Here is a 16,419-nt window from a genome sequence, read left to right on the forward strand (position 1 = left end):
AATATTAGGGGGTTTTTTGAAAAAAGTATTGATTATTGGTGGCGGAATTGGTGGATGCATATCCGCTTTAGAATTAGAAAAAAAAGGCTGGGATGTAACGCTTGTCGATGCAGCTAAGGAGTTGGGGGCGGGCCTGAGAACTAGGTTCATTGGAGGCCATCCATATACGTTTGGCCCCAGACACTTTCTTACACATAATACTGAGGTGTATGAGTATCTAGACAGTATCGTTCCTTTAAGACGATGCGCGGAACATCAATTTCTTTCATATATTGAACAGGATAGAAATTTTTATTCCTACCCAATTCATTTCGATGATATACCAAGAATGCCCGAAGCACTTCAGATAGAAAAAGAGTTAGAGGGACTTGAAGCAAGATTTCGCGACAATGAATATCGGTTGACTCAGGGTGATGCAACAAATGGAATTACTGCCAGTGACTATAAGGATTTTTGGATAAAAAGCATTGGACCAACTCTGTATGAAAAGTTCATTGGCACATACTCTAGAAAAATGTGGCAACTAGAGGACGAGTCCATTATCGACGACTTTACTTGGTCTCCCAAAGGGGTTGCTATTAAGCGCGGCCAAAGGGCAGGATGGGATACCGCAATATCTGCATATCCGATTGCAGCAGATGGGTATAACAAAATTTTTGATTTAACTTTGTCTAAAGTCAAATGTGTAATGGGGGAACGCATAAGCTCCATTGATCCAATTACAAAAAAGACTGTAATACGGGGTGAAAAACTGCATTTTGACGTAGTTATAAACACAGTGCCGCTTGATGACATCTTCGAGAACTGTCATGGAAGGTTGAATTTTGTCGGGAGGGATATCCAATACATAGTTCTGCCAATTAAAAATGCATTGCCAGAGGATGTTTACTTTACATACTATTGTGGTGGCGAAAAATATACTCGTGTTACAGAGTATAAAAAATTTACAAAGCATAATTCTGAACAAACCTTAATCTCAATAGAGAGTCCGAGTTCAAATGGTAGGTACTATCCATTGCCGGTAGCAAGTCAAAGAGAGATAGCAAAAAAATATCTTGGAATGCTAGGGGATGGATTTTACAGTATTGGCAGATTGGGCCTTTACAACTATAGGTACGACATCGACGATGTTGTAGAGCAGTCACTTGAAGTTGTGAGGTCAGTATAGATCTCACAAAAATGCTGATTCAGAATCTAAGAGTTAATTAAGGAATATAAATGGGTTATAAGTTAGGTCTTTGTGGAGGTCCCCGAGGCACACATGAGGCAGGCATTTGCCTGGTAAAAGATGGTGAGGTGGTGCTTGCAATTCAAGAGGAAAGGGTCAATAGATTTAAAAATGCAGTTTCTTGTTTTCCAACACAGTCAATCACGCAATTGTTTAAAAGATTTAATCTAAAACCGTCTGATATTACAGAAATAGCGGTACCGGGTGAATCTTACCAAGATATGCTGATCAGGTGGCCTGCTTATTTAAGGCTTAATTTTGGTCTTGATATAAAAAAAATAAAGCAAGTGAATCATCAGGTTGCACATGCGAATGCAGGCTTCCTAAGCTCTAACTTTGATGAGGCTTTGATAATTACTCTGGATGGTGTTGGTGATCAACTGTCTGGAATTGTGTGTTCTATGAATCGTTTAAGCACAGAACCTCAAATCATTAAGAAATTTGAAAGACCACTTGAAACTAGTATAGGTTTTTTTTGGGATGCAATTACTCAGGTTATCGGGTTCGAATCTCTGGAAGAGGCTTATAAAACTATGGGTTTGGCTGCGTACGGAAATCCAACAATTGATTTTAGTGATTTTCTATCGATAAAAGGTGGAGTGCCATCATTAAATTCAAGCTTTATACAGAACCAGTGGAAATTTATACCGTATCACCCTAGTGAGCAAAGATATAGTGATGAGTTTGTTGGTTTTTATAAGTTTGTCCCGCGAAGAAAGCAGGATTCGTTATCTAATATTCATGCTGATATTGCTGCTAGCGCTCAAAAACACTTAGTTGGATCCGTAGCGGAGCTGATTAGTTACTACATAGAAAAAAATAAATGTAAAAATATTATCCTTTCTGGAGGGGTAGCACTCAACTCCAGCATGATGGGTAAGTTAAAAGACGAATTTTCTTCATACAATCTCTTTGTGCCGCAGATGCCGTCAGATGGTTGTTTGGCATTTGGTTCTGTGGCTTCGCTACTCGAAAAGGATGAATGGTTAAATTTCAAATATCCTGGCCCATACACTGGTTTTGAATACTCTAATAATGAGATTATTAAAGCAATCAGCCAGACTGGAATTCAACCCATTCAATATGATGAAGACATTATTGTGGATTATTTATCAAAAGAGATGGTGGTTGGTTTTTATGAGGGACGGTCTGAGTTTGGTCCTCGTGCATTAGGCTCAAGATCAATACTTGCTAGCCCCATAAATCCAAACATGAAAGATATAGTTAATAGAAAAATAAAATTTCGCGAAGAATTTAGACCTTTCGCCCCAGTGATTAGGGAGGTAGATGCGGATAACTATTTTGAAGTGCCAAAAAATGCAAATTACGAATATATGAATTTCGTTGTTAAAGCTACGGATATGGCGAGAAAAAATGCTCCAGCAATTGTTCATCAAGATGGCACAAGTCGAGTCCAGGTTTTGAAGAGTGGTGTAAATTCTAAATTAGAAGCATTATTAGGCAGATGGGCAAATTTTTCTGGTTGCCACGTTCTTCTTAACACGTCTTTTAATTTAAAAGGTGAGCCTATTGTTGAGACTCCTACTGATGCAATTAGAACTTTTTTTTCGTGCGGCCTTGATGTGCTGGTAATTGGAAACTACATGATTAAAAAATAATCTTTTAAAGACGATTGATTTTATTAATTAAAAATTAAAATATATTAGGAAAGTAATGAATAAGTCTTATGCATACGATGGTGCTGATTTAATTATCAGATCTTTGTTGCGAGATGTTGAAAATGGATTTTATGTAGATCTTGGCGCGAATCATCCTATTGACTTTAGTAATACCTATGGTCTCTATTTGTCGGGATGGTCCGGTGTAGCCGTAGATGGAAACGAAAAATTTATCAAACTATGGGCCGAAAGCAGGCCTCGCGATATTTTTTTGAATGCCTTAGTTTCTAACGAGGAAAAAGACGTAAATTACACAATCTTTTCTGAGGATACCTTGTCATCAATTGATCCGCCTACAGTTGATAGATATAAGCAGAGAAACACAATTTCAGGGTTTGAGATCGTGAACATGAGAACAGTAACCTTGCAAACCATTTTGGACAGTTATGCTAACGATAAAGAAGTGCATCTAATGTCTGTGGATGTTGAGGGAGAAGATTTTAACGTTTTAAAAGGATTTAATTTTCAATCCGCGTTACCTGGTTGTGTAGTTGTTGAGATTAAAAATTATTCTTTATATGACGTTTTTTCAAACGAAATTGTAAGGTTTATGAAGGATTATGGCTATAGTCTGATATGTAAAACTCCCTTAGACTCCTTTTTTGTTTATAAAGATAAGCCCTACTTTGATTGGATCCCGCGCACAATGCTTGGTTAATTGCTAAGCGGACATAATAGTTACTCGGAATATTAATTATGATTAAAAGTATTTATGCCTAGCAAAGTATTGGTAACTGGAAACTTTAATATCCTACATCCAGGACATTTGCGATTGTTGCGTTTTGCTAAGGAGTGTGGTGATCAATTAATTGTGGCCGTTTGGTCTGATAGGATGGCTGGAGATAGCGCACTTCTTGCCGAAGAAATTCGGCTTGAAGGAATTTCTACTAATGGATACGTGGATAGAGCGTTTATTTGGGATGATTCGATAAGTGAACTAATTAGATATATAAAACCTAATTTTATTGTTAAGGGTAAAGAGCATGAATTGAGGTACAACGAAGAATTGGAGCCGCTAAATGAGATAGGCGGCAGGCTTATTTTTAGTTCAGGCGATTCAACTTTTTCTTCGGTAGATTTACTGCGTAAAGAGATATTGGCTTTCGATCCCTCAACAATTCATCTGCCAAGTGAATACATGAAAAGGCATCTTATTGGCGAGCATGATTTATGTTCTACGTTAGCTGCATTTCAGGGGCTTCAAGTTTTAGTTGTGGGTGATCTTATTGTTGATGAATACATAACATGTGAAGCGCTAGGCATGTCGCAAGAGGATCCAACCCTAGTTGTGACTCCTATTGATAAAATTCAATTTGTGGGAGGCGCTGGAATTGTAGCTGCTCATGCTGCTGGTCTAGGGGCTTCGGTAAACTATATAGGTGTATGCGGAAATGATGCAAATGCTGATTATGCCTTTGAAAAACTCACAGAATATGGGGTAAGACCATTTTTATTTAAGGATGAAAACAGGCCAACAACCTTAAAACAAAGATTTAGGGCTAGCAATAAAACACTTCTAAGAGTTAGTCACTTACAGCAAAATTCTATTTCAATTGAGATGCAAGATAGCATTTATTGTTGTATTGAGAATTTGATCGAAAAATGTAATCTACTAGTGTTTTCTGATTTTAATTATGGATGCTTACCAAGGGATCTAATTAATAGAATTAAAAATTTGTGTATTTCAAGGAAGATTATTATGGCTGCTGATTGCCAATCTTCTTCTCAAATTGGCGACATATCTAAATACACAAACGTCAGCTTAATAACTCCGACTGAGCGCGAAGCTAGACTAGCTACCAAAAGTGGTGATAGCTTAATAGTAATGGCTGATCTATTAGCAAAAAAAACAAATTGCGAAAATTTAATATTAACAATGGCTAGTGAGGGGGCATTGATATATTCTCCTGGTCATGAGCAGTGGCATACCGACCAATTGCCTGCACTGAATAATTCCCCGAAAGATACTGTTGGCGCGGGTGATTCACTGCTTATGACAACAGCGATGTCACTTGCTGTTGGTGTAGAAATTTGGATAGCAGCATTAATGGGGTCCATATCAGCTGCAATACAAGTAGGTAGAATTGGTAATATTCCAATAACAAGCGAAGATTTCCTCAAGGAGATTTGATTGCAAGCCCTCCTTCTTGCCGCCGGAATTGGGGTAAGGTTAAGACCTATAACAAGCCGAATTCCAAAGTGTTTAGTTCCCCTAAATAATCGGCCATTACTAGATATTTGGCTAAAGAGGATGAAGGATAACAATTTTTCACCAGTTTTTTTAAATACCTATTATCTTGCTGATCAGGTAAAAAATTTCATTAAAGCATCTCCATATAAAAAGTTTGTTTCAATAATAGATGAAGTGGAATTATGTGGTACAGCCGGGACATTATTTTCAGTCCAAAATCGTTTGATAAAAAATGAACCGTTATTAATGTTGCATGCAGATAATTTGAGTATGTTTTGTATAGAGGATTTCATTGCAGCTCATAATGCTAGACCGGAGTCATGTGATATGACAATGATGCTATTTCATACTGATGCTCCAAATACCTGTGGTATTGTTGGAATTGACAACCGTGGTGTTATGGTCGCCTATGAGGAAAAGCCTCATGAAAGTCAGTCAAATTTAGCGAATGCTGCAATCTTCATACTTGAGTACTCTTTGATTAAGGAGCTTAGTGAAAAATATCCGCTAGCTAAAGATTTTTGTCAAGAAATCTTACCAAAATTGATTGGTAGGGTTAATACATATAAAAATAATGTGTATCATAGGGACATTGGTTCCATTCAATCCTATGAGATGGCAATTAACGATATGGCCAAAAATCGTGACTCTTGGAAAACTTTTCTATAAAACTTTTTAGGAGAGTTTTAGGTAATTACTTAAAAATGAATTATTTACATAGCTATATAAAAAAAAATTATCCAACTCTATTTGGGATTGTTAAAAAATCTAAGAAAAAATATATAAAAATTAAGAGTATTTTTATATATTTTTTCTTCTTTCCGCCAGCATATGTATTATCAAAGCTAAAAATTGACTTATTAACAGTTAATGTAGCGAGAATAGGGCATCTTACGTTTGACTCCGAGGCATACATTAAGGAGAGAATATTAAATGATGATAAGTATGTGAAGCCGGTGATGCTAGCCCCATATGGAGGTGTAGCCAATAATGAGTTCTTAAAATATTTGTTACCATATATTCACATAGTACAAAATCGATTTTTATGCTTCTTATTGAGGCCGCTATTTTCCCATCCTCTTTGCTCCGTAAATTCCAGTAGATGGGGTGAGGAGAGGGGGACCTTTAGGTCATTTGAGATTGATGCGAGATGGGAAATTGAAGGGCGCAAGGGATTATCAAAATTGCTTCCAGAGCATATTGCCGAGGGAAGCAAAACTCTGAAATTATTGGGGATTCCCGAAAATAGTTGGTTTGTGTGTATTCATAATAGAGAAAGTGGGTATTCTAAAAATAACCATGATTTTGATCAGTCCTTCAGAAATTCACAAATAGCCAATTATGATCTTGCGATAAACGAAATAATTCGTCGCGGGGGGTGGTGTATTCGTATGGGTGATCCAACTATGGAGCCGATTAGCCCTCGACAAGGATTAATAGATTATGCGCACTCTCCCTATAGATCTGAAGTTATGGATATTTATTTGTGTGCTTCAGCACGAGCATTCTTGGGTAGTTCTTCAGGCTTGTCATTGTTGGCAACATACTTCAATGTGCCAGTTGGCGCTGCTAATTTAATCCCTTTGGCAAACTCTATAATGCAAGGCAGGAATAACTTGACCATTCCAAAATTAATTACCTTCAAGAATCACGAGTTAGTTCCTTTCAGCCACGTTTTAAATTCTCCAGTGGGCTCTTTTAGAACATCATCTGAATTTTTATCAAGTCAGTATAGTTATCAAGACAATACTCCTGAGGAGATATTAGATTTATTAGAAGAACTTTTGGGGGATTTCGAGACTAGCAATGATCAAACTTATGATCATCTGCAAAAAAAATTTAGAAAACTAATAGAGCCACATCATTGGTGCTATTACGGATCTGGGAAGATCGGGGCAAAATTTCTTTTTAAGTATAGAGAGCTTTTATAGTGCGTTATTAAATAAAATATTTAATAAGCATCATGGATAATATTTTTCTAAATATAAAAAATATAGAAACTACATATAATAATGATAATTGCTAAAACTCCACTGAGGATAAGCTTTTTTGGTGGGGGAACTGATATCCCTGAGTATTTTGACATTAATGGCGGAGCTATACTGGGATTCGCAGTCGATAAATACATATATCACACTGTTTCTCGATTTCCATCTGAGCTTTTTAATTATTCCGTGAGAATATCTTATAGCAAAGTTGAGTGCGTACAAAATACATCTGAGATTTTGCATGTTCCTTTTCGAGAGATATTGAACGCGATGAATATTCGGCGCGATGTTGAGATCCATGTCGCATCAGATTTGCCTTCTTTTTCGGGTTTGGGTTCATCATCGGCATTTACGGTTGGATTATTCAATGCATTACATGCATATAAGGGTATCAGTCTGTCGCCCATTGAGTTAGCAGAGGCGGCAATTCATATGGAGAGGGAAGTATTGCGTGAAGCTGTTGGTTGCCAAGATCAAGTATTTGCCGCCCATGGCGGATTTAATTTACTTGAGTTTGCAAAAGGATCTGATATTAAGGTTCAAAAAGTAGATATTTCAATGCAAAGAAAAAGTGAGTTATTTTCTTCATTAATGTTGTTTTTTACGGGTATAACAAGAAGTGCACAAGCGGTTGAGGCTAATAAAATTAATAACATACGCAATATTTCAAAAACGCTAACACGCATTAAGCAGCAAACCTATGATGCGTATGATTATCTTTTGGGTAGCGGCTCTATAAATCAGTTTGGAAAAATGTTAGATCAAGCATGGGTCGATAAAAAACAACTGGATTCATCGGTTTCAAATAGCGCTATTGATGCAATGTATCAAACAGCGATTTCAGGCGGAGCTTTGGGGGGGAAATTATTAGGAGCTGGCGGGGGCGGTTTTCTTTTGTTATTTGTGCCCCCCGACAAAAAGTCTAGCGTTAGAAAGGCTTTGAAAGGTTTCCATGAAGTTAATTTCGATGTATCAAATGAAGGCTCATCAATTATTCATAGTTGAAAAAGGGATCTAAAAATAATGAAAATATTGATTACGGGCGGAGCTGGATATATTGGGTCTGTATTAGTTCCACGACTTCTAGCGGCTGGCCATGAGGTCATAGTTTTAGATAATTTTATGTTTAGACAGAATTCTTTATCTGACGCTTGTGGGTATGATTCATTTAATGTTATGAGAGGCGATGCACGGGATGAAGCGCTGATTAAAACCCTTTTAAAAAGCGTAGACATTATTATTCCTCTGGCTGCCTTAGTTGGTGCTCCACTTTGTAAAAATGACCCGATTGGAACTTTAACCACTAATCAAAATGCAATTGAAATGCTATGCAAATATGTCAGCCCCTCGCAGAGAATATTAATGCCTGTAACCAATTCTGGATACGGTATTGGCGCTAAGGATCAATATTGCACTGAAGATTCTCCACTCAACCCGATTTCCCTTTATGGGGTAACGAAGGTAAAGGCGGAGCAAGTTGTTCTAGCAAGAGCTGAATCCATTACTTTTAGATTGGCTACAGTATTTGGGATGTCCCCCAGAATGAGAACGGATTTGCTTGTAAATGATTTTGTGTATAGGGCCGTCACTGATAATTCGGTTGTGATATTTGAGGGGCATTTCAAGCGAAACTATATCCATATTCAAGATGTTGCCAATGTTTTTTTATACGCAATTGAACATTTTGATATCATGAAAGGTCGCCCGTATAACGTGGGGTTAGATGATGCAAACCTATCAAAGCTTGAACTAGCTGCAGTCATTCAAAAGCATTTGCCTAAATTTACATACCTTGAAGCCCCTATAGGGGAGGATCCAGACAAGCGCGACTATATCGTTTCCAATGCGCGATTAGCCAGTGTTGGGTTTAAGCCTTCATGGAGTTTGGATAGAGGGATTCAAGAGTTGATTAAAGGATACACAATCCTTAGAGATTCTGTGTATGCAAATGTTTAAATCCGATTGGGATGAGTATCAGGCAATAATTCTCGCTGGTGGATTTGGCACCAGAGTTAAACATCTACTAGGGGGGCTCCCTAAGCCTATGGCTCAGGTGAATGGCGCTCCTTTTTTACATTGGGTAATCAAAAGCTTGCTCATGCAGGGTTTGAAGCATGTTGCACTTTCAACTCACTATCAAGCCCGTCTAATTGAGAAATTCATAAGTAATGATTTTAAAGATCAAAATATTAAATGCATTGAAGAACCTAGTCCGCAAGGAACTGCTGGCGGGGTAATTTTTGTAAAAAATGCTCTTGAGAGTCAGAATAGCGCCTGTAAGGCTAAATTCTTAGTATTAAATGGAGACTCCTTGATAGCCGGAGATTTTTCTAGAGCAGCAGAGATGCTGGCAGATGATATTGATTGTGTAATTCTGGGTGTTCAAACATCCAATACTGATCGATATGGTCGATTAATAATAGACGAGAACTATAATCTTTTGAGTTTTGAGGAAAAGATGTCGGGAGCTGGAATTATTAATGCTGGTGTTTATTTAATTCGGGCCAGTGTATTTGAAAAATATCAAGGATGTAAAACTCCGATTTCATTTGAATATGACATATTTCCTAAAATGATTACAGATAATAAAAAAATAAAAGTATTTCTGATGAAATGTCCATTTATTGATATAGGAACTGAGAGTTCTTTGGCAAATGCAAGTCAATTTGTCAGGGAGTATCTTAATGGATAAGAAAATGCTGTGTCGCGTATGCGACAGCCAAAATTTAGAGCCTGTAATAGACTTGGGTGATCAGCCATGGTGCAATAACTTTTTAAGTGAAAGTCAAGTTGGAAAAGAAGATTATTATCCTCTCAAAGTAATGTACTGTAAGGATTGCTCAACAGCGCAATTAAATTTCACTGTAAAAAAGGAAATCATGTTCGGAAATCACACCTATTTATCAGGTGTGACTAGATCGCTATCTGATCATTTTGCAAAAATTGCTCAGGATGTTGACCAACTTTTCTCTAATAAATACCATCAAAAGTCAATACTGGATATTGGCTCAAATGATGGGACGCAACTAAAGCACTACAAAACTCTAGGGTGGAGCGTGTTAGGCGTCGAGTCATCTCGTGTAACTAGTGAAATTGCTAATAAGGGCGGAATAGACACCATTAATAAATTTTTCAATTTAGAGACAATGAAAGAGATTGGGAGAAAATTCGATGTCATTAACGCGGCCGGAGTTTTTTTTCACCTCGAAGAGCTGCATTCGGTAACAGAAGGAATCAAATTAGGATTAAAAGAGGATGGCACTTTTGTTGTCCAATTCCTTTATATGAAAAGCATTATGGAAAATATTGCTTTTGATCAAATTTACCACGAGCATTTGCTTTATTACACGCTGCAAACATTGCAGACGCTTTTGGGTAGACATGGATTGCAGTTATATGACGCATACTTAACTCCAATCCACGGCGGCCAGATGATTGGATATGTAACCCATGCGGGTAATGTTAAAAAAAGTCAGAGATTGCTTGACTTGGAGCATGCTGAAAAAATCTCGCAATGTAATGACATTAAAGCTTACCATTTATTCCATCAAAAAATATTAAAGATAAAAGAAGATAATCGAAATTATTTAATTTCTGCGCGCAAATTAGGTAAAGTGATTTATGGAATGGGAGCCCCTGTAAAAGGTAATACTTTGCTAAATTATTTTGATATTGGGCCGGATATTATCGAATGCCTACTAGAAAAAAATCCAATGCGTGAGGGTCTCTTTTCCCCTGGAAAGCACATCCCTATCGTAATGGAGGAGAAAATAAAAAAACATCCTGACATTTATTACGTTTTGGCTTGGAATTTTAAAGAAGAAATTCTTCAGAATAATAAGGATGCAATTGATCAAGGTGTTGAGTTTTATTTTCCTGTAAACCCAAGGTCTGGAAATTTCTCATGAATATTGTAGTTACTGGTAGCACTGGATTTCTAGGAAAATTTTTAATTAAAAAATTGGAGCTATCTGGACATAAGATTACAGCTTTAAGTAGCAAAAACTGTGATTTAAAAACTACTAGAATATTAGATCAAATCAATCAAAAGTTTGATCTTGTAATTCATTTGGCGGCTTGGACGCAGGCCGGGGATTTCTGCCTTAATCATCCTGGTGAACAGTGGATCAAGAATCAGCAAATTAATACAAATATTCTTGATTGGTGGCTAAGAGATCAGCCTCAGGCGAAATTTGTTTCAATTGGAACAAGTTGCTCCTATGATCCAAATCTTCCACTCGTAGAGGAAAATTATTTAATAGGTCAGCCAATCGATAGTTTATATACCTATGCAATGACCAAAAGAATGCTGCAAATCGGAGTCGAATCATTGCATAAGCAATTTGGTTTGGAATATTTAACAGTTGTGCCATCGACTTTATATGGTCCCATGTACCATACTGATGGCAGGCAAATGCATTTTATATTTGATTTAATCAGGAAAATTATTTGTGGAAAATTTTATGATGACAAAGTGGAATTATGGGGTAACGGTTACCAAGAGCGCGAAGTAATTTATATAGATGACTTTATTGATGATTTTCAATCTTTATTGACAGGTGGTGTTACTGGAATTGTGAATATAGGATCTGGTAATTCTATAAAAATTAGAGATTTTGCGAATATAATAAGCAAAATATTGGACTATGATCCAGATAATATTATTTACGACCCCAATAAATATGTTGGAGCAAAATCTAAATTATTAGAAATTTCAAAGCTCAAAGGACTCTTGGGTAGTTCATTTTACAGAACTGATCTTGATGCTGGAATACAAAATACAATTGATTGGTTTCTAGAAAATACAAATACTTATAGCAAAAAATCATGACAATACTGATAACTGGCGGCAATGGATTTCTTGGTAAGCGTCTTGGGAAAATCCTGAAAGAGAGGGGGAAAAAAGTTTTTCTTGCCTCAAGAAATAACAAGCAGAATTTATTGGCACAACAGTATTCTGGTTGTGAGGCTATTGCTATGGATGTCTCAAATATTGAGTCTGTTAGGGATGCCTTTAGTTATGTTAAGCCTGATGTTGTTATTCATGGGGCGGCAACTAAATTTGTTGACTTATCAGAAAAATATCCGTTTGAAACCCTAGATATTAATGTTTTAGGCTCTCAAAATATTGCTAGGGTTGCAATAGAAAAAAATATTAAAACGGTAATTGGAATATCAACAGATAAGGCTTCACCCCCAATTAGAAATATATATGGTTTAAGCAAATCCATGATGGAGAGATTATTTTGCTCTTTAAATGGTCGATCGGGCGTCAAATTTCTGTCTGTAAGATATGGCAACGTAGCTTGGTCAACCGGTTCCGTACTTGGAATATGGAAGAAGATGAAGGATACACAGGGTTATTTTGGAACAACGGGGCCCGAAATGTATCGATATTTCTTTACAGTGGACGAAGCAGTTCAGCTGGTGTTGACGGCGTTTGATAACGCAGAAACTTTGCAGGGTAAAGTCTTGTCCAGAATGATGAAGGCGTCAAAGCTTGAGGAAATATTGAAGGTTTGGTCGAGGATGGAAAATATTGAGTATCGAAAAATAGATCCTCGCCCAGGAGAGAGGTTGGAAGAGTATTTGATAGGCGCTGAAGAGTTGGGCTATGCTCAAGAAACTATTTTTGATAATTTACAGCACTACATTTTGAATTTTAATGAGAAATCACCTGCCCCACTCAGGGAGGTTTTGTCTTCTAGGACTGCTGTTCAGCTTAATGAATCAGAAATTATGGCTTTGATAAAAAATCCGCCATATGAGGAAATATAGTGCCATCAGATAGAATTGAGAATGTGGTCATTATGGCAGCAGGTCGAGGCAGCAGAATGCGACCATTAACAGATCAAATACCAAAAGCTCTTGCGCCATACAATGAGACAACTCTTATAGGGGCAAATTTAGAAAAAATAAAAGCCTCGGGCAGAAAAATACATGTAACTGTAGGATATAAAAAAAACCTCTTGGCAGATTACCTTTTCAAAGCGTTTGAAGTTGATTCATTAGTCAATACAACAAATCAAGATAATAGCTGGTGGATTTTTAACTCAGTTCTGAAATATGTAAGGGGCGCAGTTCTTGTATTGACATGCGATAACATTACGGATTTAGATTTTGAGTTTTTAGAACGAGAGTATTCGGATTTAAATTCTCCTGCATGTGCACTTGTGCCCGTGATACCTGTAGATGGAGTTGAAGGGGATTTCATAAAGTCAGAAAATAAATTTGTAAAAAGTATTTCAAGAGCTATTCCTTCTGATAAATATTGCTCTGGTATACAAATATTGGATATAAATAAAATTAATAATTTGTGTAAGGAGGGATCATTTGCTAGCGTGTGGGAGCAACTGATCTTAAAAGATGAGCTTAAACACACGTCTATTTATAAAAATAAGTGGATCTCTATTGATACTCTTGAGCAACTTAACTTATTAAATGAAAAACATACTGGTAATATCAAAGCAGGCTGAGGAATACGTCAATAGAGAGGTTTATCACATATTGGCGAGTTGGGGGTATTTGGTCAAAGTATGTGTTCCAGTGCAACAAAAATTTTTAACTGATGTTGTTATTTGCAACGATAGTAGTATCAGTGTTGAGAGAGTAAAAGTATTTGGAGGTCATCCAAGGCTTCAATTTATCCCTAATTTATTAGAAACTCTAAATGAAAAAAATTATGACTTCGTTATCATTGACAACGACATAGCTAGCATCGTTGTTACTCAAGTTGGATTAATTAAGAGTAGGAAAACCAAATTAATAGTTTGTACTTTTGAAAATTTTTATCGCAACTACATAAATGAAGCTCTGAAGGCACTCTTAAATCTAAAAATTTCTATTGCAATTGCATTATTGGGTATAGCACTAATAGAGCGATTCAATAGTTTTTTAGTTAATTTAATTTTTGTATTCTCATCAGAAAGTAAAGATGTTAATCATAGGAAATTTAGAAAAATTGATATCCAGCAAATCCCTCTTGGTATATCGAGCATCCTATTTCATGAGAGCAGTTACGATCAACAGCAAAATTTTCGACTTAAATATAATGCGTCAAACAAAGTAATAGTAGCTTACTTTGGAAGGTTGATTCGGGAAAAGGGATTGGACGATTTATATGAATTGATAAAAAATCATCCCAGAAAAGATGATTTTGTGCTTATGATCGATGATTATTTTGAATCCAACAATGGATACGTAAAGCATATAAAGAAGAACTTCACTGAATTGTTAGGAGAAAATTTTAAGTTAATTAGAGCAAATCACAATGAAATTGCTTATTACATAAGAAATGTAGATATTATTGTTTGTCCATCCCATCAGAACAGCAAGTACAAAGAGCAGTATGGAAGAGTTATTGTAGAGGCTAAGCTTTCTAAGACTAGAGTGGTTTGTAGTGACTCTGGCGCATTTCCCGAAACTCATGGTGATGTAAATTTTATATTTAAAGCGGGGAACATGCCGGATTTCAGGCGTGCGTTTGACTATGCGGTAAATGCATCCCAAACTGCTATAGATAGGTTGCACATAGACGCTTTAAATCGACAGACTTCAGGGGTGCAAGCACATCTTCTTGCATCGCTACTATGATTTATCTTTTTTATGAATTTGGAATATCAAGAGATGGCTATGGAGGTGGTCAAGAAATCTTATTGCAAATTTCAAAAATTCATTTAGAAAAAAGCATAGACTTTAAGATATTTATTCCAACTAGAACAAATCAAGTAAATGTAGAGAAGAGTCTTGAGGAGAAGATAGTATATGTACGGGATTCCTCAAATCCATTGCTAGTCGGCATTCGGCTTGCAATGGAGTTTATTAGGAATTTATCGCTAAAAGAAAAGCCGAATAAAGTGATTGTGTTTACATCTGAAGCTTTTTTGATAGCCTTACTTTGTAAAATACTTAAAATACGATGCATTTCATACATAGCAGCACCAAAAATCCCACTATTCAGATTTAGTTTGGACAACCTCAAGAATATTAAGAATAATATTCAATTATTTTTATTCTTGCTTGGCGCTAAATTTTGCTCTATCAACTATGCAATTAGTAAAGAAATTAAATCTCAATGTCTTAATTCTATATTTGGATTTAAGGATGATGAAATAGTTATCGCCTACCCAGGAATAGATAAGATATATAAAAGAAGATCATTCTCAGCTTGTAGCAAAAGAGGAAATTTATTATATTTGGGAAGAATTTGTACTCAACAAAAATCTACTGATTTAATTTTGAAGGCCCTTAAAATTGTTAAAAAAAAATGGAATGAGTTTTTTATAATCGGTAGCGGCAATCTTAATGAAGAAAAAAAAATCAAACAATTGATTTTGAATAGATCACTCAAAAGCAAAGTAAAAGTTATTGCTACTTCCGATAAAAACCAGATCAGAAAATTGGCAAGTAAGTCGAGTGTGGCGATAATGACATCAAATTATGAGAGCTTTCAAATTGCTGCGTATGAAATGATTAACCAGGTTGATAACATTATCCTATCAGATGTGGCAGACCACAAAATTCTGATGCCCAAATCAAATACGGTCAATTATGCAAGATCAAATCGATATCACCTATCGAGAATAGTTGAGAGAAATTTAACATCAGTTAGCACATTAAGTTATAAGTATAAAAAAAATAGATTAAATGCGTTGAATAAAAAAATAGCTTGGGAGAAATTGGTTGACTCGCTCTCCTAAAATTAGCATTATTCATTTTGAACCTGAATTAAGTGGTTACTCTGGACATCTATACAATACTTTAGAGACCATTAAGAAGGCATTTTTAAGTCATGGGCATGAATATAGAGTCGTAACTGCACCTCAGGCTCAATCTATAGACAATGGATTTTTACAATGTGAGTTTAATTTTGATGAAATGCCAAAATATAGGAACACATTTTTTGGAAATTTATTTTTAAATCCAATAATTTATAACTATAAAATTTTCAAAGGGATTATTAGTACCAAAATATACGCTGATAATGTAATCTACTTTAATACGTGCCAACATTTACATCTAATAGGGATTGCAATTGCTTGTCTTTTCAAAAGACCAAATTATATTGTTCTCACATTTAGGCTTGACACTTTTAGTGGCTATAGATCCATACCTAGAGTTGCTTGGTATTTCGTTGGAATTCAACTAATCCGATTGCTGTTCAATTCTAAGACCAAATTTGTCACGGATTCCGATCTTTTAGTAGAAAGGTTTAAAAATATATATAACCTAGACTTAAAAAAATTACCTATTCCACACATACCTAATATTGAAGAAACTCGTAATACAAAACAGTTAGTTACCATTGGGTCTCTTGGGCCAGCATCAAGACCT

Annotated in this window: 16 protein-coding genes; all 16 read left to right on the top strand. The window is 36.0% G+C overall.

What is annotated here, in order from left to right:
* Window positions 1-16: 16 nt before the first annotated feature.
* The 16 genes from NHB35_RS01740 to NHB35_RS01815 all read left to right on the top strand — a co-directional run bounded on the left by NHB35_RS01740 (window position 17) and on the right by NHB35_RS01815 (window position 16,166).
* Window positions 17-1,168, top strand: coding sequence for an FAD-dependent oxidoreductase (locus tag NHB35_RS01740; RefSeq protein ID WP_353432667.1), 1,152 nt, complete (start codon window positions 17-19; stop codon window positions 1,166-1,168).
* Between the two features lie 50 nt (window positions 1,169-1,218).
* Window positions 1,219-2,847 (top strand): carbamoyltransferase C-terminal domain-containing protein, encoded by a 1,629-nt coding sequence (locus tag NHB35_RS01745; RefSeq protein ID WP_353432668.1) that lies wholly within the window; start codon window positions 1,219-1,221, stop codon window positions 2,845-2,847.
* A 55-nt stretch (window positions 2,848-2,902) separates the two neighbouring features.
* A complete protein-coding gene (locus NHB35_RS01750; RefSeq protein WP_353432669.1) occupies window positions 2,903-3,565 on the top strand; it encodes an FkbM family methyltransferase in 663 nt (220 codons plus the stop codon).
* Window positions 3,566-3,619: 54 nt separating this feature from the next.
* Entirely contained in the window at window positions 3,620-5,038 is a 1,419-nt protein-coding gene (locus NHB35_RS01755) for a PfkB family carbohydrate kinase (protein WP_353432670.1), read from the top strand.
* Complete coding sequence (locus NHB35_RS01760) at window positions 5,039-5,767, top strand: nucleotidyltransferase family protein (RefSeq protein WP_353432671.1); 729 nt, start codon at window positions 5,039-5,041, stop codon at window positions 5,765-5,767.
* A complete protein-coding gene (locus NHB35_RS01765; RefSeq protein ID WP_353432673.1) occupies window positions 5,749-7,029 on the top strand; it encodes a TIGR04372 family glycosyltransferase in 1,281 nt (426 codons plus the stop codon). Before NHB35_RS01760 ends, NHB35_RS01765 begins: the two co-directional genes overlap by 19 nt.
* 81 nt (window positions 7,030-7,110) lie before the next feature.
* Window positions 7,111-8,091 (top strand): kinase, encoded by a 981-nt coding sequence (locus NHB35_RS01770; RefSeq protein ID WP_353432674.1) that lies wholly within the window; start codon window positions 7,111-7,113, stop codon window positions 8,089-8,091.
* An 18-nt stretch (window positions 8,092-8,109) separates the two neighbouring features.
* Entirely contained in the window at window positions 8,110-9,042 is a 933-nt protein-coding gene (locus tag NHB35_RS01775) for an NAD(P)-dependent oxidoreductase (protein ID WP_353432675.1), read from the top strand.
* On the top strand, window positions 9,029-9,778 hold the full coding sequence (locus tag NHB35_RS01780) for a sugar phosphate nucleotidyltransferase (RefSeq protein WP_353432676.1): 750 nt from the start codon (window positions 9,029-9,031) through the stop codon (window positions 9,776-9,778). Before NHB35_RS01775 ends, NHB35_RS01780 begins: the two co-directional genes overlap by 14 nt.
* Window positions 9,771-10,994: a class I SAM-dependent methyltransferase gene (locus tag NHB35_RS01785; protein ID WP_353432677.1), complete on the top strand. Its 1,224-nt coding sequence runs from the start codon at window positions 9,771-9,773 to the stop codon at window positions 10,992-10,994. The genes NHB35_RS01780 and NHB35_RS01785 overlap by 8 nt, the downstream gene beginning before the upstream one ends.
* Window positions 10,991-11,917 carry an NAD-dependent epimerase/dehydratase family protein gene (locus NHB35_RS01790; protein WP_353432678.1) on the top strand — a complete coding sequence of 309 codons (927 nt, stop codon included), beginning with the start codon at window positions 10,991-10,993 and terminating at the stop codon, window positions 11,915-11,917. Before NHB35_RS01785 ends, NHB35_RS01790 begins: the two co-directional genes overlap by 4 nt.
* Complete coding sequence (locus NHB35_RS01795) at window positions 11,914-12,864, top strand: SDR family NAD(P)-dependent oxidoreductase (RefSeq protein ID WP_353432680.1); 951 nt, start codon at window positions 11,914-11,916, stop codon at window positions 12,862-12,864. Before NHB35_RS01790 ends, NHB35_RS01795 begins: the two co-directional genes overlap by 4 nt.
* Window positions 12,865-12,896: 32 nt before the next feature.
* Complete coding sequence (locus NHB35_RS01800; protein ID WP_353432681.1) at window positions 12,897-13,562, top strand: NTP transferase domain-containing protein; 666 nt, start codon at window positions 12,897-12,899, stop codon at window positions 13,560-13,562.
* Entirely contained in the window at window positions 13,528-14,679 is a 1,152-nt protein-coding gene (locus tag NHB35_RS01805) for a glycosyltransferase (RefSeq protein WP_353432682.1), read from the top strand. Before NHB35_RS01800 ends, NHB35_RS01805 begins: the two co-directional genes overlap by 35 nt.
* The gene (locus NHB35_RS01810) at window positions 14,676-15,785 is read left to right on the top strand and encodes a glycosyltransferase (protein ID WP_353432683.1); all 1,110 of its coding nucleotides are present in this window, start codon (window positions 14,676-14,678) and stop codon (window positions 15,783-15,785) included. The genes NHB35_RS01805 and NHB35_RS01810 overlap by 4 nt, the downstream gene beginning before the upstream one ends.
* Before the next feature lie 303 nt (window positions 15,786-16,088).
* The gene (locus NHB35_RS01815) at window positions 16,089-16,166 is read left to right on the top strand and encodes an SWIM zinc finger family protein (RefSeq protein WP_353433369.1); all 78 of its coding nucleotides are present in this window, start codon (window positions 16,089-16,091) and stop codon (window positions 16,164-16,166) included.
* Window positions 16,167-16,419 lie beyond the last annotated feature (253 nt).

The sequence above is a fragment of the Polynucleobacter sp. MWH-UH23A genome (assembly GCF_040409805.1).
Classification (GTDB): Bacteria; Pseudomonadota; Gammaproteobacteria; order Burkholderiales; family Burkholderiaceae; genus Polynucleobacter.